General features: G+C 70.4%; 14 protein-coding genes and 5 pseudogenes. 6 read left to right on the forward strand and 13 right to left on the reverse strand.

The window, feature by feature from the left end; all coding sequences use genetic code 11:
* Window positions 1-55: 55 nt before the first annotated feature.
* A pseudogene (locus QQK35_RS05405) lies at window positions 56-475 on the reverse strand (GNAT family N-acetyltransferase); the annotation flags it as partial.
* Between the two features lie 43 nt (window positions 476-518).
* Between QQK35_RS05405 and QQK35_RS05410 the strand changes: the two are divergent.
* Window positions 519-1,055 carry a TetR/AcrR family transcriptional regulator gene (locus tag QQK35_RS05410; protein WP_284253274.1) on the forward strand — a complete coding sequence of 179 codons (537 nt, stop codon included), beginning with the start codon at window positions 519-521 and terminating at the stop codon, window positions 1,053-1,055.
* Here the strand turns inward: QQK35_RS05410 and QQK35_RS05415 are convergent.
* Genes QQK35_RS05415 through QQK35_RS05430 form a run of 4 tightly spaced genes read right to left on the reverse strand, consistent with a single transcriptional unit; the run spans window position 1,037 to window position 4,580 of the window.
* On the reverse strand, window positions 1,037-1,492 hold the full coding sequence (locus tag QQK35_RS05415) for a PTS sugar transporter subunit IIA (protein ID WP_284253275.1): 456 nt from the start codon (window positions 1,490-1,492) through the stop codon (window positions 1,037-1,039). The genes QQK35_RS05410 and QQK35_RS05415 overlap by 19 nt on opposite strands.
* Complete coding sequence (locus QQK35_RS05420) at window positions 1,492-2,607, reverse strand: adenosine deaminase (RefSeq protein WP_284253276.1); 1,116 nt, start codon at window positions 2,605-2,607, stop codon at window positions 1,492-1,494. Before QQK35_RS05420 ends, QQK35_RS05415 begins: the two co-directional genes overlap by 1 nt.
* Window positions 2,604-3,338: an IclR family transcriptional regulator gene (locus QQK35_RS05425; protein ID WP_284253277.1), complete on the reverse strand. Its 735-nt coding sequence runs from the start codon at window positions 3,336-3,338 to the stop codon at window positions 2,604-2,606. The genes QQK35_RS05420 and QQK35_RS05425 overlap by 4 nt, the downstream gene beginning before the upstream one ends.
* 30 nt (window positions 3,339-3,368) lie before the next feature.
* Window positions 3,369-4,580 carry an adenosylhomocysteinase gene (locus QQK35_RS05430; RefSeq protein WP_284253278.1) on the reverse strand — a complete coding sequence of 404 codons (1,212 nt, stop codon included), beginning with the start codon at window positions 4,578-4,580 and terminating at the stop codon, window positions 3,369-3,371.
* A gap of 62 nt (window positions 4,581-4,642) precedes the next feature.
* Between QQK35_RS05430 and uriH the strand changes: the two genes are divergently transcribed.
* Window positions 4,643-5,593: a uridine-preferring nucleoside hydrolase UriH gene (gene uriH / locus QQK35_RS05435; protein WP_284253279.1), complete on the forward strand. Its 951-nt coding sequence runs from the start codon at window positions 4,643-4,645 to the stop codon at window positions 5,591-5,593.
* A 311-nt stretch (window positions 5,594-5,904) separates the two neighbouring features.
* Here uriH and QQK35_RS05440 read toward each other — a convergent pair whose 3' ends face one another.
* A complete protein-coding gene (locus tag QQK35_RS05440; protein ID WP_284253280.1) occupies window positions 5,905-6,273 on the reverse strand; it encodes a hypothetical protein in 369 nt (122 codons plus the stop codon).
* Between the two features lie 56 nt (window positions 6,274-6,329).
* On the opposite strand from QQK35_RS05440, the gene QQK35_RS05445 reads away from it, so the two are divergent.
* Entirely contained in the window at window positions 6,330-6,626 is a 297-nt protein-coding gene (locus QQK35_RS05445; RefSeq protein ID WP_284253281.1) for a DUF559 domain-containing protein, read from the forward strand.
* Window positions 6,627-6,689: 63 nt separating this feature from the next.
* On the opposite strand, the pseudogene QQK35_RS05450 reads toward QQK35_RS05445, so the two are convergent.
* From QQK35_RS05450 to QQK35_RS05480, 7 genes and pseudogenes are all read right to left on the reverse strand, one after another.
* Window positions 6,690-7,981, reverse strand: a pseudogene (locus QQK35_RS05450) (thymidine phosphorylase).
* The gene (locus tag QQK35_RS05455; protein ID WP_284253282.1) at window positions 7,982-8,404 is read right to left on the reverse strand and encodes a cytidine deaminase; all 423 of its coding nucleotides are present in this window, start codon (window positions 8,402-8,404) and stop codon (window positions 7,982-7,984) included.
* The gene (locus QQK35_RS05460; protein ID WP_284253283.1) at window positions 8,401-9,690 is read right to left on the reverse strand and encodes an ABC transporter permease; all 1,290 of its coding nucleotides are present in this window, start codon (window positions 9,688-9,690) and stop codon (window positions 8,401-8,403) included. The genes QQK35_RS05455 and QQK35_RS05460 overlap by 4 nt, the downstream gene beginning before the upstream one ends.
* Complete coding sequence (locus tag QQK35_RS05465; protein WP_284253284.1) at window positions 9,687-11,039, reverse strand: ABC transporter permease; 1,353 nt, start codon at window positions 11,037-11,039, stop codon at window positions 9,687-9,689. The genes QQK35_RS05460 and QQK35_RS05465 overlap by 4 nt, the downstream gene beginning before the upstream one ends.
* Window positions 11,036-12,550, reverse strand: coding sequence for an ABC transporter ATP-binding protein (locus QQK35_RS05470; protein ID WP_284253285.1), 1,515 nt, complete (start codon window positions 12,548-12,550; stop codon window positions 11,036-11,038). The genes QQK35_RS05465 and QQK35_RS05470 overlap by 4 nt, the downstream gene beginning before the upstream one ends.
* 84 nt (window positions 12,551-12,634) lie before the next feature.
* Window positions 12,635-13,771, reverse strand: a complete 1,137-nt coding sequence (locus QQK35_RS05475) for a BMP family lipoprotein (RefSeq protein ID WP_284253286.1) — start codon at window positions 13,769-13,771, stop codon at window positions 12,635-12,637.
* A 140-nt stretch (window positions 13,772-13,911) separates the two neighbouring features.
* Window positions 13,912-15,026: pseudogene (locus QQK35_RS05480) on the reverse strand (mannose-1-phosphate guanylyltransferase).
* Between the two features lie 162 nt (window positions 15,027-15,188).
* Here QQK35_RS05480 and sdhC point away from each other — a divergent pair.
* From sdhC to sdhA, 3 genes and pseudogenes are all read left to right on the forward strand, one after another.
* Window positions 15,189-15,638, forward strand: coding sequence for a succinate dehydrogenase, cytochrome b556 subunit (gene sdhC, locus QQK35_RS05485; RefSeq protein WP_425564974.1), 450 nt, complete (start codon window positions 15,189-15,191; stop codon window positions 15,636-15,638).
* Window positions 15,635-16,074 (forward strand): annotated as a pseudogene (locus QQK35_RS05490) (succinate dehydrogenase/fumarate reductase transmembrane subunit). The gene sdhC and the pseudogene QQK35_RS05490 overlap by 4 nt, the downstream one beginning before the upstream one ends.
* Window positions 16,071-17,860: pseudogene (gene sdhA, locus QQK35_RS05495) on the forward strand (succinate dehydrogenase flavoprotein subunit). The pseudogenes QQK35_RS05490 and sdhA overlap by 4 nt, the downstream one beginning before the upstream one ends.
* Window positions 17,861-17,879 lie beyond the last annotated feature (19 nt).

Consider the following 17,879-nt stretch of genomic DNA (forward strand, 5'->3'; position numbering starts at 1 on the left):
GCTCGTAGAACTGGCCGACGAGGTCGGCGCCGTAGCTGTGGTGGCGCTCCTCGGCGAACAGCCGGAAGCCGCGGGCGAGGTAGAGCGATCGTGCGGCGGCGAGCACGTCGTTGGTCCACAGCCACATGCGCCGGTAGCCGGCGGAGCGCGCGAAGTCGAGGCAGGTGTCGATGAGCGCACCGCCGACCCCGTGGCCGCGGGCGTGCTCGTCGACCAGCAGGATCCGCAGCTGCGCGTCGCCGTCGGCGCCGCGGACGCAGAGCACGCACCCGACCCGGCGGCCGTCCAGCTCCGCGATCCAGCCCGCCTGGTCGCCGGATGGCGTCCCCTCGCCGAAGTCGGCGACGATCCGGGCGACGGAGGCCTCGAATCCCTGGTCCCAGCCGAACTCGGCCGCGTACTGCTCGCCGTGCGCCCGCACCATCCAGCCCAGGTCGCCCGGGCGGTCGGCAGGACGGATGATGACGTCGCTCATCGCTCCCCTTCCACTGAAACACTCGTTTCAGTATGCTGAGGGCATGGCGGCACCGCAACCCGATCCGGAGTCCGCGCGCCGGGGCGAGCTGCGCGAGCTCTCCTACCGGTACGTGCTCGAGCACGGGCTGATCGGCCTCTCGCTGCGCCCGCTGGCGACGGCGATCGGCAGCAGCCCGCGCGTGCTCCTGTTCCTGTTCGGCTCGAAGGAAGGGCTCATCCGGGAGATCCTCGCGCGAGCCCGGGCGGACGAACTCGGGGCGCTCGGCGCGAACGGACCGACCTCGGTCGCCGCCGTCTGGGCCTGGCTGAGCGACCCCGGGCATCGCCGGCTGATGGCGCTCTGGACGCAGTGCTACGCGCTGTCGATCGCGGAGCCCGACGGACTGTGGGCCGGATGGGCGGCGCGCACCGTCGACGACTGGCTCGCCCTGATCATCCCGGAGCGCGATCCGATCGCCGCCACTCTCCAGCTCGCCGTGCTGCGCGGGCTGCTGCTCGACCTGCTGGCCACCGGCGATCTCGGGCGCACCGGGTCCGCCGCCGCGCTCTACGCGACCGGCTATCCGGCCGGCGTCTGAGCCCCGAGCGCGGCGCGCACCTCGGCCGCCGTCGTCGCCGCGGCGATGCGCTCGACGGCACCCCGTGCGTTGAAGGCGTTGGCGATCGCCGCGAGCATCGGCAGGTGCCGCTCCGGCGAGGCGGCGGCGAGCGCGAGCACGACGCGCACCGGGTCGTTGTGCGGATGCCCGAACGCGACCGGCTGCGCGAGCGTCACCACCGCGAGGCCGTCGGCCTGCACCTCCACGTCGCTGCGCGCATGCGCGAGCGCGAGCCCGGGCGCGATGACGATGTACGGACCCCGCTCCTGCACCATGTGGACCATCGCCGCGGTGTACCCGGGGCGCGCCGCACCGATCCGGGTCAGCACGGAGCCCGCGAGCTCGATCGCCCCACGCCAATCGGCGACCGTGGCTCCGAGCTCGACCGCGTCGTCGGGCAGGGCGGGCAGTTCCATCAGCGGCCGAACCCCGCCCCGATCCGCTCGACGAGCTCCTCGCGATCCTCGAGCGGGAGGAACGCGACCTCGGCGGCGTTCAGCTGGAAGGCCTCGACGTCGGTGATGTCGTAGCCGAAGGCGTCGGCCAGCAGGGCGAGCTCGCGGGTGAGCGTCGTCGCGCTCATGAGCCGGTTGTCGGTGTTGACCGTGACCCGGAAGCCGAGCTGGTACAGCAGGTCGAACGGGTGGTCGCCCATCGTGGAGCCCCACTGCGCGATCGCTCCGGTCTGCAGGTTCGAGCTCGGGCTGGTCTCGAGCGCGATGCCCCGGTCGCGCACCCACTGCGCGAGCGGGCCCATCGTGACCTCGAGCCCGGCCTCGCCGTCGGAGATCTCGACATCCTCGGCGATGCGCACCCCGTGACCGAGCCGCAGCGCGCGGCCGTCGAGGAGTGCGGAGCGGATGCTGTCGAGACCGTCCGCCTCGCCCGCGTGGATCGTGACCGGCATCCACTCGGATGCCAACAGGTCGAACGCCGCGCGGTTGCGGCTCGGCGGGAACCCGGCCTCCGGTCCCGCGGTGTCGAACCCGACGACCCCGTGCCCGCGGTGGCGCAGCGCGAGTTCCGCGATCTCGCGCCCGCGGTCGTTCTGCCGCATCGCGCTCACGAGCTGGCCGGCCCGGATGAAGCCGCCCGCGGCATCCACCGCGTCGACGGCCTCGTCGATCCCGTGCTGCACGGCCTCGACCGCCGCGTCGAGCGAGAGCCCGCGCGTCAGGTGCTGCTCCGGCGCCCAGCGGATCTCGCCGTAGATGACGCCGTCGGCGTGGAGGTCCTCGACGAACTCGCGCGCCACGCGGGTGAGGCCCTCGGCCGTCTGCATGACGGCGAGCGTGACGTCGAAGGTCCTGAGGTACTCGACGAGCGAGCCCGAGTCGCTCTGCGCGGCGAACCAGGCGCCGAGTGCGGCGGCGTCCGGGGCGGGAGCCTCGAAGCCGATCGCATCGGCGAGCTCGAGGATCGTCTGGGGCCGCAGACCGCCGTCGAGGTGGTCGTGCAGGGAGATCTTGGGCAGCTCACGGAGGGGCACGCGGCTGCCGGGCAGCGCGGCGTCGTCGCTGGCGTCGCTCATGCCCTCAACCTATCGCGCCGACCCCGATGATCCGCTCGGAGATCCGGCCCGCCGCGACCCGCGCGTGCTCGATCACGTCGTCGATGCCGTGGGCGCTCAGCGAGGTGGAGACATACGGCACCGTGAGGACGGCGCGCGCGACGCCGAGACGGTCGCGCACCGCGACGGCGACGTCGGTGATGCCCGGTTGCACGGGGTCGGCGCGGCGCAGCATCCCGTCCCGCGTGGCCGCCGCGACCTCCTGGATCGAGTCGCGCGTCGTACTGCGCCCGCACGTCCGCGTCGCCCAGGGCCACGAGCACGGTGCCGGTCGCGCTCTCCAGCGGGAACAGGGCGCCGACCCGCACCCGGTAGCCGAAGTCGGCCGGGCTCTCCGCCTGCGCGACGACCCGCACCGCCGCCATGTCGAGCACGCTCAGGTTGCACGACTGCCGCAGCCGATCCGCGAGCTCGCGCATCGCGGGTGTCGCGGCGACCAGCAGCCCGCGCATCGCCGGCTGCCGGTGCGCGAGATCGAACGCCGCCATCGAGAGCGTGTAGCGGCCCGAGTCCTCGTCGCGCACGAGCCAGCCGCGCGCCTCGAGCGCGACCAGCACCCGGAACAGCTGGCCGACCGTGCGGCCGGTGCCCTCCGCGATCTCGTTCTGGGCGAGCGGGTGCGGGCTCGAGGCGACGAGCTCGAGCACGTCGAACGCCTTGTCGAGGGCCGGGACGGCGTAGTCGGCGGACACCGTGTCAGCCCCTCGTCGCCGTGTCGGCGATCACCGGTCCGCGCCCATCGCGGCGAGCATCCGGCGCGCGATCTCGCGGTCGATCTCGTCGGGCACGGGCTGGGCGCCGTCGCGCAGCGAGCCCGGGTCGCGCGCGACGCGCTCGAGCGAGAGCGACTGCAGCAGGAATCCGAGGTCCATGGCCTCGAGCGAGTTGCCCTTGGGCTCGCGCCCGGCGAGGTTCATCATGCGCCCGTCCGCGAGCAGCACGACGTGCCGGCCGTCGGGCAGGTCCACGCGCTCGATCGCGTCGTCGAGGCGCTCCACCCCGCTCGCGCCGGCCTTCAGCGCGGCGACGTCGATCTCCCACGGGAAGTGGCCGCAGTTGGCGAGCACGGCGCCATCGGCCACGACCTCGAAGAAGGCGGGGGTCAGGATGTCGGCGTGGCCGGTCGCGGTGATGAAGACCTCGCCCCAGCGGGCGAACTCGCCGTTCAGCGCCTCGGTGCCCCCGACCCTGAACCCGTCGAGCGCCGCCTCGAACGCCTTCAGCTCGTCGACCTCGACCACGGCGACCTTGCCGCCGAGCTGTCGCAGGTAGTGCGCCACCCCGCGGCCGCACCATCCGTAGCCCGCGACGACGAACCGGCGGCCCGGCACCATGAGGTTGGTCAGGCGCATGAAGCTCTCGACCACCGACTGGCCGACCGCGTGCTTGTTCTCGCCGATCGCCTTGAGCAGCGAGTCGTTGATGACGATGACCGGGAACGGCACGCGGCCGGCGAGCTCGCCGCGCAGCCGGTCGCCGCCCGAGGTCGTCTCCTCGGTGCCGCCGACCAGGCGCTCGAGCGCGTCCCCGCCGCGCGAGATCGCACCGGCCGCGAGGTCGGCGCCGTTGTCGAGCAGGATGTCGGGCTCGGCATCCAGCACGGCCGCGACGTTCGCGTGGTGCTGCTGCATCGTGTCGTCGCGGGCGCCGAACACGGTCATGCCCAGGCCGCGGAGGAACGCGACGACGTCGTCCTGGGTCGAGCCGTGGTTGCCGGTCGCCACGAGCTCCGCTCCGCCGGCGGCGAGCGTCTCGAGCAGCACGGCCGTCTTCGGCTCCAGGTGCAGCGACATGCCGATGCGATGCCCGGCGAACGGGCGGTCGGCGGCGAACGCCTCGCGGGCGGCGGCGAGCAGGGGCATCCGGGAGCGGATCCAGCGCACGCGGTCGGCGCCGCGATCGGCGAGGTCGGTGTCGGCACGGGTCGGCGTCATGCGGGCAGTCTCGCATATATGAACCTGACTTTCATATACGCAGATCGCGCTAGGCTGGAGCGATGCCGACCAAGATCATCCTCGACTGCGACCCCGGCCACGACGACGCGATCGCCCTGCTGCTCGCGTGGGGCTCCTCCGAGATCGATCTCGTCGCCGTGACGACGGTCGGGGGCAACCAGACGATCGAGAAGGTGACCCGCAACGCGCTGTCGATCGCGCGGATCGCGGGCATCGCCGGCATCCCGTTCGCGCGAGGGGCGGCGCACCCGCTGCTGCGTCCCGTCGAGGTCGCGGGCGAGATCCACGGCGACTCCGGACTCGACGGCCCCGTCCTGCCGGAGCCGACGCTCGAGCTCGACCCGCGGCACGCCGCCCAGCTCATCATCGACACGGTCATGGCCGCCGAGCCCGGCGAGATCACGCTCGTGCCCACCGGCCCGCTCACCAACATCGCCCTCGCGCTGCGGCTCGAGCCGGCCATCGTCGACCGGGTGCGCGAGGTCGTGCTCATGGGCGGCGGCGCGCACCTGGGCAACTGGAGCGCGGTGGCCGAGTTCAACATCGTCGTCGACCCGGAGGCCGCGGCGATCGTCTTCGAGGCGGGCTGGCCCGTGACGATGGTCGGCCTCGACCTCACCCACCAGGCGCTCGCGACCGACGACGTCGTGGCGGCGATCCGTGCGATCGGCACCGGACCGGCGCGCTTCGCCGACGAGGTCATGGACTTCTTCGCCTCCAGCTACAAGGAGGTGCAGGGCTTCGAGCACCCGCCCGTGCACGACCCGTGCGCGGTCGCCTACGTGATCGACCCGACGATCGTGCGGGCGGTGCCGGCGCCCATCGTCGTCGAGATGCGCGGCGAGCACACGCTCGGCATGACCGTCGTCGACCTGCGCGGGCCCGCGCCGGCGGGCACTCGCACGAAGGTCGCGCTCGAGCTCGACCACGCCCGCTTCTGGGCTCTCGTCATCGACGCGATCCGCAACCTCGGCGACCCCGCTCTCTCGTGAGGTGGCACTTTTCGTCGGGTGACGGGCGTCCGATCCGACGAAAACTGTCACCTCACGAGCCGTGCACAGAGTCGGGTGCGTGGGGAAGTGCACAGTGGGCAGGGAAGGGGATGTCGGGCTGGGGGCGAGGCGCAGAGTCTCGGGATGCGACCCGCGCCGCTGCCCCCGGAACTGGGACCCGTGTGGAGCGTCAGTGCCGCGAGGGCGCGGGGCGTGCATCCGGAGCGCCTTCGCCGCCAGGATCTCCAGACGCCGTTCCGAGGTGTCAGGACCACGTCGAGCATCGACGACGTGCGGCGCAGATGCCTCGCCTATCGGGAGCTCGCGCCGCCCGACGCCTTCTTCTCCCACGCGACGGCCGCCGAGCTCTGGGGGCTGCCGGTCGCGCGCGGCGGGCTCGCGATCCACGTCGCCCGCCCGACTGATCGTCGCGGCGCCCGCATGGCAGGCGTGATCAGCCACCATCTCCAGATCGACCCCGGGACCTCGTGGACCTCGATGGCCTCCGCGTCACGAGCCCCGCGCGCACCTGGTGCGATCTCGCGACGATCCTCGACCTCGAGCACCTGGTTGCGGCCGGCGATCGGGTGCTGTGGCGTCGCGACCCGCTCGCCGGCCTCGCGGAGGTGCGAGCGGTCGCGCGACGGCATCCCGGACGGCGCGGGCGGCGGAATCGTCACGCCGCGCTCCCCTCCTCAGCGATCGCTCAGACTCGCCGGCGGAGAGCGTCATCCGGATGCGCATCCTGTCCGCGGGCCTGCCGGCGCCCGTCGTCAATCCGGTCATCCGCTCGCGGTCGGGGGCATTCGTCGCCCGGGTTGACCTCTGCTGGCCGCAATACCGGATGGTGCTCGAATACGAGGGCGACCAGCATCGCACCGATGCCGCGCAGTGGCATCGCGACCTGCAACGGGTTCCCCGCCTCGAGGAGGAGGGATGGCACGTGACGCGCGCAGCCGACCCCGACCTGGCCGATACGACCCGCATCATCCGGAACCTCGAGCGCCTCATGCGCACCCGCACGACCACGTGAGGGGGCAGCTGATGTCGCCGAGCGAGGGCGAGAGGCGACGAAAGGTGTCACCTCGCGAGAGGGTTACGGGATGCGGGCCGCGATGAGCGGGCCGCCGTCGTCGACGGGGTCGCCCGGGGCGCCGACGCGGTAGGCGCCGGCGAGCGCCTCGAGGGCGCGGGCGAAGCGCTCCGGCTCGTCGGCGCTCAGGGTGAAGAGCGGGTCGCCCGCCGCGACCGCGTCGCCCGGCTTGACGTGCAGGTCGATGCCGGCGGCGTGCTGCACCGGGTCCTGTTTGCGCGCACGACCGGCGCCGAGCCGCCACGCCGCGATCCCGAACGGGAGCGCCGGCATCGCGACGACGACGCCGGCGCGGTCGGCGCGCACCGTCTCGGACTCCTCGCGATCGGCAGCGGGGCATCCGGATCGCCGCCCTGCGCCGCGATCATCGCGCGCCAGGCGTCCATCGCCCGCCCATCGCCCAGCGCCGCCTCGACGTCGGCATCCGGCACTCCCGCGAGCTCGAGCATCTCGCGCGCGAGCGCGACGGTCAGCTCGACGACGTCGGCCGGTCCGCCGCCCGCGAGCACCTCGACCGATTCGCGCACCTCGTTGGCGTTGCCGATCGCGCGGCCGAGCGGCACGTTCATGTTGGTGAGCAGGGCCCGGATGGCGACCCCGGCATCCTGCCCCAGCGCCACCATCGTCTCGGCCAGCTCGCGCGCCCGAGCCGGATCCTGCATGAAGGCGCCCGAGCCGAACTTCACGTCGAGCAGGAGGGCCCCGGTGCCCTCGGCGATCTTCTTCGACATGATCGACGACGCGATGAGCGGGATCGCCTCCACCGTGCCGGTGATGTCGCGCAGTGCGTAGAGCTTGCCGTCGGCGGGCGCGAGCCCGGATCCGGCGGCCGAGATCACGGCGCCCACCGATTCGAGCTGCGCCATGAACTCGTCGTTCGTGAGGTTCGCCCGCCAGCCCGGGATGCTCTCGAGCTTGTCGAGCGTGCCACCGGTGTGGCCGAGCCCCCGGCCGCTCAGCTGCGGCACCGCGACGCCGAACGACGCGACGAGCGGCGCCAACGGCAGCGTGATCTTGTCGCCGACGCCCCCGGTCGAGTGCTTGTCGGTGGTTCGCTTCGACAGACCGGAGAAGTCGAGCCGCTCGCCGCTGGCGATCATCGCCATCGTGAGGTCGCGGATCTCGTCGCGCGACATCCCGTTGAGGAAGATCGCCATCGTCATGGCCGACATCTGCTCGTCGGCGACGTAGCCCCGGGTGTACGCGTCGACGAGCCAGCCGAGCTGCGCGGTGCTCAGCGAGCCGCGATCGCGCTTCGTCTTGATCAGGTCGACGACGTCGAACTGCTCGACCATCTAATGCTCCTCGCGGTACTTCTCGAGCGTGCGGGGACCGAACGCGTCCGGGATGACCTCGTCGATGGTCCGGATGCCCGACACGGTCTCCAGCAGCATGCCCTCGGCCGAGTGCTCGAACAGGAGCTGCCGGCAGCGGCCGCACGGCATGAGCGTCGCGCCGTCCCCATCGACGCACGTGAACGCGACGAGCTTGCCGCCGCCGGTCATGTGCAGGGACGAGACGAGGGCGCACTCGGCGCACAGGGTCAGACCGTACGACGCGTTCTCGACGTTGCAGCCTGAGATGACGCGACCGTCGTCGACGAGCGCCGCCGCGCCGACCGGGAAGCGCGAGTAGGGCACGTACGCGTGGGTGGCGGCCTCGTTCGCCGCGGCACGGAGGCCGTCCCAGTCGATGGCGCCGTCGTCGATGGGACTCACGATTTGATGTACGGCGTGCCGTCGGCCGCCGGGGCCCTCGACTGCCCCACCAGCCCGGCGACCGCGACGATCGTGACGACGTACGGCAGCATCAACAGGAACTCGCTCGGCACGGGCGAGCCGATGATGCCGAGCGTGGATTGCAGATTCTCCGCGAAGCCGAACAGCAGCCCGGCCAGCGCCGCCTTGATCGGATGCCACTGGCCGAAGATCACGGCGGCCAGCGCGATGAAGCCCGCACCCTGCGTGATGTCCTTGTCGAACTTCGACACCGAGTCGAGCGTGTAGAAGGCCCCGCCGATCCCGGCCACCGCACCAGCGACGGTGACGGTCCAGAATCGCGTGCGGTTGACGTTGATGCCCACCGTGTCGGCCGCCTGCGGGTGCTCGCCCACCGAGCGGACGCGCAGACCCCAGCGGGTCTTGAACAGCGCGTACCAGACCACGAACACCGCGATGTACATGATGTAGATGATGATCGTGTGCTGGAAGAACACCGGCCCGATGATGGGGATCTGGGAGAGCCCCGGGATATCGATGGTGTCGAACTTGGTGGTGTGGTTGAGGCTCGGCACCTGCGCGAACACCTTCGTGTAGAAGAAGTTCGTGAGGCCGCCGACCAGCACGTTGAGCACGACGCCGACGATGACCTGGTCGACCCAGTAGCGCAGGGCGAACACCGCCAGCACCCACGAGACGAGCACCCCCGCGACGATCGCCGCGACGAGCCCCGCCCACGGCGAGTGCGTCGCCGAGCCGACGAGCGCGGCCGAGAAGGCGCCGAACAGCAGCTGCCCGTCGATGGCGACGTTGACCACGCCCGCGCGCTCGCCCAGGACGCCGCCGAGCGAGCCGAACACGAGCGGCGTCGCGAGAGCCAGCCCGCCGACCAGCAGACCCGGGATCGGGATGCCGCGCAGATCCGCGCCCGCCCAGGTGAGGAACAGGAACAGGAACAGGACCGTGAACACGGCGCTCAGCCAGAGCGGCGAGCGCCCGCGCGACGAGAACGCGACGAGCAGGTGCGTGAGAATCGCGACGACCACGAGCAGGATCGCCACGGTGACGACGGTCGCGACCGTCGGCAGCACCACGGTGGGGATCTGGAAGAAGTCGGTGCTGGTCGAGAGCCGGAACGAGCTCTGCCCCCGGCGCGGGATCCCGAACGCGAAGACGAGGGCGGCGATCGCGAAGACGTCGAGGATGATCGGCACCTTGAGGCTGCGCACGATCACCTTCTCGTGCACGATCGGCGCCGCGGACGGGGTCAGCGTGGCGGTCGTCACTTGACGTTCCCTTCGGCGACGGCTGCGGGCGTTCGCCGCACCCTCCGGGTGGACCCGGGTTTCGGCAGCCGGAACACGGCCCGCACGAGCGGCGGCGCCGCGATGAACAGCACGACCACCGACTGGATGACGTCGACGATGTCGATCGGGATCTGCTGCAGCGCCTGCATGGTGTAACCGCCCGCCTGCAGCGCGCCGAACAGCAGGCCGCTGAAGAAGACGCCCCACGGCCGCGAGCGACCGAGAAGCGCGACCGTGATCGCGCTGAACCCGATGCCGGCATCGACGCCCGAGTTGAAGCCCGTGGTCGTCGTGCCGAGCACCTGATCGGCGCCGGCGAGGCCGACGAGGGCGCCGGAGAAGATCATCGCGAGGGTGTACACCCACTTGACGTTGATGCCCGCCGTGCGCGCGGCCCGCGGGTTCTCGCCCACGGCCCGGAAGCGGAATCCGGTGCTCGACCGGCTGAACAGGTACCAGACGGCCACCGTCGCCACGATCGAGAGGAGGAATCCGATGTTCACCGTGTACGAGGTCGCGGGCCCGCCGAGCGCGGTGATGAGATCGCTGAGCTTGGGGTAGGTCGCGTTGGGCAGATCGCCCGGTGAGACCGGGCTGTTCGAGCCGTGCGCCTGCAGCAGACCCTGCGTGCGCAGGCCGTACGCCACGAGGTAGAACGCGACGTAGTTGAGCATGATCGTGACGATCACCTCGTGGGCGCCCGTCGTCGCCTTCAGCACGCCCGCGATCGCCCCCCACAGCGCGCCGCCGACAAGACCGCCGATCGTGGCGACGAGGAAGGCGATGACCGGCGGCATCGGGAACGACCATGCGATCCAGCCCGCGACCGCGGCGCCGATGATGAGCTGCCCGCGGCCGCCGATGTTGAACATGCCGACGCGGAAGGCGAGAGCAACGCCGAGGCCCGCCGCGATGAGCGGTGTGGCGAAGGTCAGCGTGCTCATGAGCGGCGCGATCTGCACGAGGAACCCGGTGCGCTGGAAGTTCCAGATCGACCCCTGGAACAGCGACACGTACGCGCCGCTGACCGCGTTCCAGACCGCCACGAACAGATCGCTCGGGCGGGCGAAGAAGTAGCCGGCGGCGGCCTGGACGCCGGAGTCCGTCGCCGCGATGAGCACCGCCGCGACGACGAGGGCGAGCACGATCGCCAGCACCGTGAGCACCGCCCCGCCCGACATGATCTCGCGGAGCAGGTTGTTGCCGAACGGCGCCTCCGGATCGCGCCGGGCGTTGGGCTGCTGGCCCGGCTCGATCGTGTCGAGCTTCGACGACTGCGAGTGGATCGGCTCGGCCCCGCCGGCCGATCCCGTGCCGACGTCGGTCATGCGGCCACCTCCGCCGGCTTCTCGCCGGCCATCATGAGGCCGAGCACCTCGCGCGACGTGTCGCCGGGCACGATGCCCACGATCGAGCCGCGGTACATCACGGCGATCCGGTCGGCGAGGGTCACGACCTCGTCGAGTTCGGTCGAGACGACGACCACCGGGATGCCGGAGTCGCGGGTCTGCACGATCCGGGTGTGCACGAACTCGATCGAACCCACGTCGAGCCCGCGTGTCGGCTGCGACACCACGAGCAGCCGCAGCTCGCGGCTCAGCTCGCGCGCGAGCACGACCTTCTGCTGGTTGCCGCCGCTCAGGCGCCCGACGTGCGTGGTGACGCCCTGGGCGCGGATGTCGAACTCGGCGATCTTCTCCTCGGCGAACCTCTCGAGCTCGGTGAGCTGCAGGGTGCCGCCGCGCACGAACGGGGCACCGGTCGACCGGTCGAGCATGAGGTTCTCGGCGATCGTGAACTCGGCGACGAGGCCGTCGTCGGTGCGGTCCTCGGGCACGAAGCCGACGCCCGCATCGAGCACCCCGCCCACGCTGCGGCCCAGGAGCTCGCGGCCGTCGAGCCGGATGGAGCCCTCGACCCTGTTCTGCACGCCGAGGATCGCCTCGACGAGCTCTGTCTGCCCGTTGCCCTGCACCCCGGCGATCGCCAGCACCTCGCCGGCGTGGACGGTGAACCCGACGTGGGAGACCACGACCTGGTCCGCCGCATCGATGACCGTCAGGTCGTGCACGACGAACGCCTCGGCTCCGATCTTCGGTGGGTCCTTGTGGATCGACAGGTCCACGGCACGACCGACCATCATCGACGCCAACTCGGCGTTGCTCGCCGTGGGCTGCGCCTCTCCGACGACCTTCCCGAGCCGGATCACCGTGATCCGGTCGGCGACCTCGCGCACCTCGCGCAGCTTGTGCGTGATGAACACGATCGCGACACCCGTGTCGCGGAGCTGGCGCATGATCGCCATGAGCTCGTCGGTCTCCTGCGGGGTCAGCACCGCGGTGGGCTCGTCGAACACGAGCACCTTCGCGTCGCGCGAGAGTGCCTTGATGATCTCGACCCGCTGCTGGACGCCGACCGGCAGCTCCTCGACGACCGCGTCGGGGTCGACGTCGAAGCCGAACCGCTCGGAGATCTCGCGCACCTTGGCGCGCGCCGCCGCGAGGTCGAGGCGCCCGCCGAGTCGCGTCGGCTCGTGGCCGAGCATGACGTTCTCGGCGACGGTGAAGACGGGGATGAGCATGAAGTGCTGGTGCACCATGCCGATGCCGGCGTTCATCGCGTCGCCCGGGCCGGAGAAGTGCTGGACGTCGTCGTCGAGCAGGATCTCGCCCTCATCGGCCTGGTAGAGCCCGTAGAGCACGTTCATGAGGGTCGACTTGCCCGCTCCGTTCTCGCCGAGCAGGCAGTGGATCTCTCCGGGCTCGACCGTCAGGTCGATGTGGTCGTTCGCGGTGAGAGCGCCGAACCGCTTGGTGATGCCGCGGAGTTCGAGCTTCATGGGAGCCAATCTATGTGCGCCGGCAGCGCTGCCGGAATGGCGACGGGGAGGCCGGTTCGACCGGCCTCCCCGTCGGTGATGCCGTTACTGCTGAGGCGAGGACTTCGAGGTCGCCTTGATGGAGCCGTCCTCGATGCCGGCCTCGATCTTCTTGAGCTCGCCCGCCAGCCCCGGGTCGACCTTCGACTCGAAGTTGTGGAACGGCGCCAGCTTCACGCCGCCGTTCTTCAGGGTGCCCACGTACGGCGTGTTGTCGAAGTCGCCGTTCTTGGCGGCCTTCACGACCGCCTCGACGCCTGCGTCGACGCCCTTCTGCACCGACGTCAGGATGATGTCGTCCACCGTCTTGTCGGTGTTGAACACGTCCGCGTCGACGCCGATCAGGACAGAACCCTTGTTCTGGTCCTTGATGGCCTCGGCGGCGCTCTGGTAGATCGGACCGCCGACCGGCATGAGCACGTCGGCGTTCTGGTCGAGCAGACCCTGCGCGGCCGTCTTCGCCTCGACACCGGCCGCGAAGCCTCCGGTGAAGACGCCGGTCTGCGTGTCGACGTTCCAGCCGACGACCTTGACGTCCTTGCCCTTCTGCTGGTTGAAGTACTTCACGCCCTCGGCGAAGCCGTCCATGAAGATCGTCACCGGCGGGATCTGGAGGCCGCCGAAGGTGCCGACGACGCCGGTCTTCGAGTAGCTGGCCGCCGCGTAGCCGCCGAGGAACGCCGCCTGGACGGTGTCGAACAGGATCGGCTTGCCGTTGTCGACGTCGACCTTGCCGTCGCCCGTGGGCTTGCCGTCCTTGTCCTTGGCGCCCTCGTTGTCGAGGCCGTCGTCCACGATCGCGAACTTGACGTCGGGGTTCGCCTTGGCGGCGGCGTCGGTCGCCTGCGACAGGTTGAAGCCGACCGTGACGATCAGGTTGCAGTTCGCACTCAGCAGGCTGTTGATGTTCGGCGTGTAGTCGTCCGCGCTGTTCGACTGGACGTGCTTCTCCTTGATGCCGAGGCTCTTCGCCGACGACTCGAGGCCCTGCAGACCCAGCTGGTTGAACGAGTGGTCGTCGAAGCCGCCATCGTCCGAGACCATGCACGGCAGGAAGCTCGACTTGGCGTCCGTCGAGCCGCCGTTGCCGGTCGGAGCCGCCGAACAGCCGACGAGGGTCAACGCGCTCACGGCGAGAGCCGTGAGACCGCCCAGCGCGGCCTTCCGCGTGGTGAGTGTCACTGTGTCCTCCAGGTTCTCTACCGGGCAAGGGGCCCGGCGAATGAGGACACGTTACTCAATATGACGTTCGGCACCAGCGTGTTGTGGCCGACCGCATCCCAACAGTTACAAAAGAGGGCGCCCGCTGTCGGATCGCCTGATCAGAGCACTTCGCTCCGGCCGCTGAGCTTGAGGGCGTCGACGACGCTCTTGACGCGTTGCGCATGCTCGGTGGTGGTGACCAGCAACGCGTCCGGCGTATCGACGACCACGATGTCGCGCACGCCGATGAGCGAGATCACCCGCTTCGACTGGGTCACGACGATGCCGCTGGCGTGATCGGAGAGCACGGTCGCGCCGTCCCCGATGATCGCGAGCTCGTTGCTGCGGCCCCCGGAGCGGAGTTTGGAGATCGAGGCGAAGTCGCCCACGTCGTCCCAGTCGAAGTCGCCCGGGATGACGGCGAGCCGGCCGGCCCTCGCCGCCGGCTCCGCGACGGAGTAGTCGATCGCGATCTTCTCCAGGCCCGGCCAGATCCGGTCGACGGCGGGCCCGCGGGTGGCCGGATCGTCCCAGGCGGCCGCGAGCTCCTCGAGCCCGTCGACGAGAGCCGGGTGCTCGATGCGCATCTGCTCGAGCAGCACGTCGGCGCGGGAGATGAACATGCTCGCGTTCCAGAGGTAGCCGCCGTCGTCGAGATAGCGCCGCGCGGTCTCGAGATCGGGCTTCTCGACGAAGCTGACGACCTCGCGCGCGTCGTGCGCCCCTCGATCTGCATGGGCGACCCGCAGTGGATGTAGCCGAAGCCGATCGCCGGCTCGGTGGGCGTGATGCCGACCAGCGCGATCCAGCCGGCGTCGGCCGCCGCGACCGCCTGGGTCACCGCGCGGCGGAACCCGCGCACGTCGTCGATGACGTGATCGGCCGCGAACGAGCCGATGATGACATCCGGCTCGCGCCGCTTCAGGATCGCCGCGGCGAGTCCGATGGCGGCCGACGAGTCCTTGGGCTCGCTCTCGAGCACCACGTTGGCGTCGCGCAGCTCGGGCAGCTGCGCCTCCACGGCGGCGCGATGCGCACGGCCGGTGACGACCATGATCCGCTGCTCGCCGCTCAGCGGGGCCAGTCGATCCCAGGTGCCGCGCAGCAGCGTCGACCCCGATCCGGTGAGGTCGTGCAGGAACTTCGGCGCATCCGCCCGCGACAGCGGCCAGAGCCGCGACCCGATGCCGCCGGCGGGGATGACGGAGTAGAACCGCCGCAGGGTCTGCGCCATGGCGACCACCCTATGCGCGGCACCCGCGGCACTGTCTTGATGTCGAGACAGTTAGGCACGCCTTGCCTGCGGGTGGATCGGCGCGGGCGTAGGGTGAGGAACGTCCGATCGCGAGCGTTTGGCGTGCCACCCGCCCCGTCGCCGAGGTACGAGGAGGAGCCCGTGTCGAGCCAGGTCGTCAGACCCGGAGCCGAGGCGGCCGAGCGGATCCGGGGTCCCCGGCGCCCGGCCGGAACGCTGTACCGGGGCCGCGAGGGCATGTGGTCGTGGGTGCTGCACCGGATCACCGGCGTCGCGATCTTCTTCTTCCTCTTGGTGCACATCCTCGACACCGCGCTCGTGCGGATCAGCCCCGACGCGTACAACGCCGTCATCGGCACCTACAAGCAGCCGATCATGGGCCTCGGCGAGGCAGCGTTGGTCGGCGCCATCGGGCTGCACGCCCTCAACGGGCTGCGCATCATCCTGATCGACTTCTGGAAGCTCGGACCGCGCTGGCAGCGGGTCATGTACTGGATCGTGCTGGTGCTCTGGGTGATCCTGCTGGCCGGATTCCTGCCGCGTCAGTTCGTCAACATCGCCCTCGAGTTCCAGGGGATGCCGAACGCATGACCACCCAGACCATCGAGCCGCCGCGCTCAGCCCGCGCCGCCCGCCGCACCACCAACTGGGAGAAGTGGGGCTGGATCTACATGCGGGCGTCGGGCGTCGTGCTCGTCGTGCTGATCTTCGGCCACCTCTTCACCAACCTGTTCCTCGGCCAGGGGTGCGCGCGATCGACTTCGCGTTCGTCGCCGGCAAGTGGGCCAACCCGTTCTGGATCGTGTGGGACCTGCTGCTGCTGTGGCTCGCCCTCATCCACGGTTCCAACGGCATGCGCACGCTCATCAACGACTACACCCGACGTCGGTTCCGGATCGTGCTGCTCGTGCTGCTCGTCGCCGTGACCGTCGTCCTGCTCATCCTGGGGACCCTCGTGCTGACCACCTTCGACCCGTGCCTCGACGCCTCGGTGGCGTCCCAGATCCCGCAGTGCAAGGCGAGCTGAGCGTGGAATTCGAAGACGGGGACGTCATCGACGGCGTCCACTACCACCGGTTCGACGTCGTGATCGTGGGAGCCGGCGGTGCCGGCATGCGCGCCGCGATCGAGGCCGGGCCGAAGGCCCGCACCGCCGTCATCACCAAGCTCTACCCGACCCGCTCCCACACGGGCGCGGCGCAGGGCGGCATGGCCGCCGCCCTCGCGAACGTCGAGGAGGACAGCTGGGAGTGGCACACCTTCGACACGGTCAAGGGCGGCGACTACCTGGTCGACCAGGATGCCGCCGAGATCCTCGCGAAGGAGGCCATCGACGCGGTCCTCGATCTCGAGAACATGGGCCTGCCGTTCAACCGCACGCCCGAGGGAAAGATCGACCAGCGGCGCTTCGGCGGCCACACGCGCGACCACGGCAAGGCGCCCGTGCGCCGTGCCTGCTACGCCGCCGACCGCACCGGCCACATGATCCTGCAGACCCTGTTCCAGAACTGCGTCAAGCTCGGCGTCAACTTCTTCAACGAGTACTACGCGCTCGACCTGATCATGAACGACGGCAAGCCGGCCGGGATCGTCGCCTACGAGCTGGCGTCGGGTGAGATCCACATCTTCCAGGCGAAGTCGATCATCTTCGCCACCGGCGGCTTCGGCAAGATCTACAAGACCACCTCCAACGCCCACACCCTGACGGGCGACGGTGTCGGCATCATCTGGCGCAAGGGCCTGCCGCTGGAGGACATGGAGTTCTTCCAGTTCCACCCGACCGGATTGGCGGGGCTCGGCATCCTGCTCACCGAGGGGCGCGCGGCGAGGGCGCGATCCTGCGCAACGCCTCCGGCGAGCGGTTCATGGAGCGCTACGCCCCCACGATCAAAGACCTGGCACCGCGCGACATCGTCTCGCGCTGCATGGTGCAGGAGGTCGCGGAGGGCCGCGGCGCCGGTCCGAACAAGGACTACGTGCTGCTGGACTGCACGCACCTGGGCGCCGAGGTGCTGGAGACCAAGCTGCCCGACATCACCGAGTTCGCGCGCACCTACCTCGGTGTCGACCCGGTCTACGAGCCCGTGCCGGTCATGCCGACCGCGCACTACGCGATGGGCGGCATCCCGACCAACGTCAAGGGCGAGGTGCTGAGCGACAACGACACGATCGTGCCCGGCCTCTATGCGGCCGGCGAATGCGCGTGCGTCTCCGTGCACGGCTCCAACCGCCTCGGCACCAACTCGCTGCTCGACATCAACGTGTTCGGCAAGCGGTCGGGCAACAACGCGGTCGAGTACGCGAAGACCGCGGAGTTCGTGCCGCTGCCCGAGAACCCGGCCGCGTTCGTGACGGGACTCGTCGACCAGGTGCGCACGGCATCCGGCACCGAACGCATCGGCGCCCTGCGCAAGGAGCTGCAGGACGAGATGGATCGCAACGCCCAGGTGTTCCGCACCGACGAGTCGCTCGCGAAGGTCACCGAGACCATCCACGAGCTGCGCCAGCGGTACCAGAACATCTCGATCCAGGACAAGGGGCACCGGTACAACACCGACCTGCTCGAGGCCATCGAGCTCGGCTTCCTGCTCGACCTCGCCGAGGTCGTCGTGTACTCGGCCCGCAACCGCAAGGAGAGCCGCGGCGGCCACCAGCGCGACGACTACCCCAAGCGCGACGACGAGACGTACATGAAGCACACGATGGCCTACCTCACGGGCGACCCGCACTCGGCCGACGCCGCCGACCACATCTCGCTCGGCTGGAAGCCGGTCGTCATCACGAACTACCAGCCCATGGAACGGAAGTACTGACATGCGGGTCACGAACTAC

This window comes from Pseudolysinimonas kribbensis (genome assembly GCF_030161895.1).
GTDB classification, from domain to species: domain Bacteria; phylum Actinomycetota; class Actinomycetes; order Actinomycetales; family Microbacteriaceae; genus Pseudolysinimonas; species Pseudolysinimonas kribbensis.

Bases quoted from the DNA above. Each gene is read 5' to 3' on its own strand.
- QQK35_RS05415 (WP_284253275.1), bottom strand. From the start codon at position 1,492: ATGGAACTGCCCGCCCTGCCCGACGACGCGGTCGAGCTCGGAGCCACG.
- QQK35_RS05465 (WP_284253284.1), bottom strand. From the start codon at position 11,039: ATGACCGACGTCGGCACGGGATCGGCCGGCGGGGCCGAGCCGATCCAC.
- uriH (WP_284253279.1), top strand. From the start codon at position 4,643: ATGCCGACCAAGATCATCCTCGACTGCGACCCCGGCCACGACGACGCG.
- QQK35_RS05445 (WP_284253281.1), top strand. From the start codon at position 6,330: ATGCGCATCCTGTCCGCGGGCCTGCCGGCGCCCGTCGTCAATCCGGTC.
- QQK35_RS05410 (WP_284253274.1), top strand. From the start codon at position 519: ATGGCGGCACCGCAACCCGATCCGGAGTCCGCGCGCCGGGGCGAGCTG.
- QQK35_RS05430 (WP_284253278.1), bottom strand. From the start codon at position 4,580: ATGACGCCGACCCGTGCCGACACCGACCTCGCCGATCGCGGCGCCGAC.
- QQK35_RS05420 (WP_284253276.1), bottom strand. From the start codon at position 2,607: ATGAGCGACGCCAGCGACGACGCCGCGCTGCCCGGCAGCCGCGTGCCC.
- QQK35_RS05470 (WP_284253285.1), bottom strand. From the start codon at position 12,550: ATGAAGCTCGAACTCCGCGGCATCACCAAGCGGTTCGGCGCTCTCACC.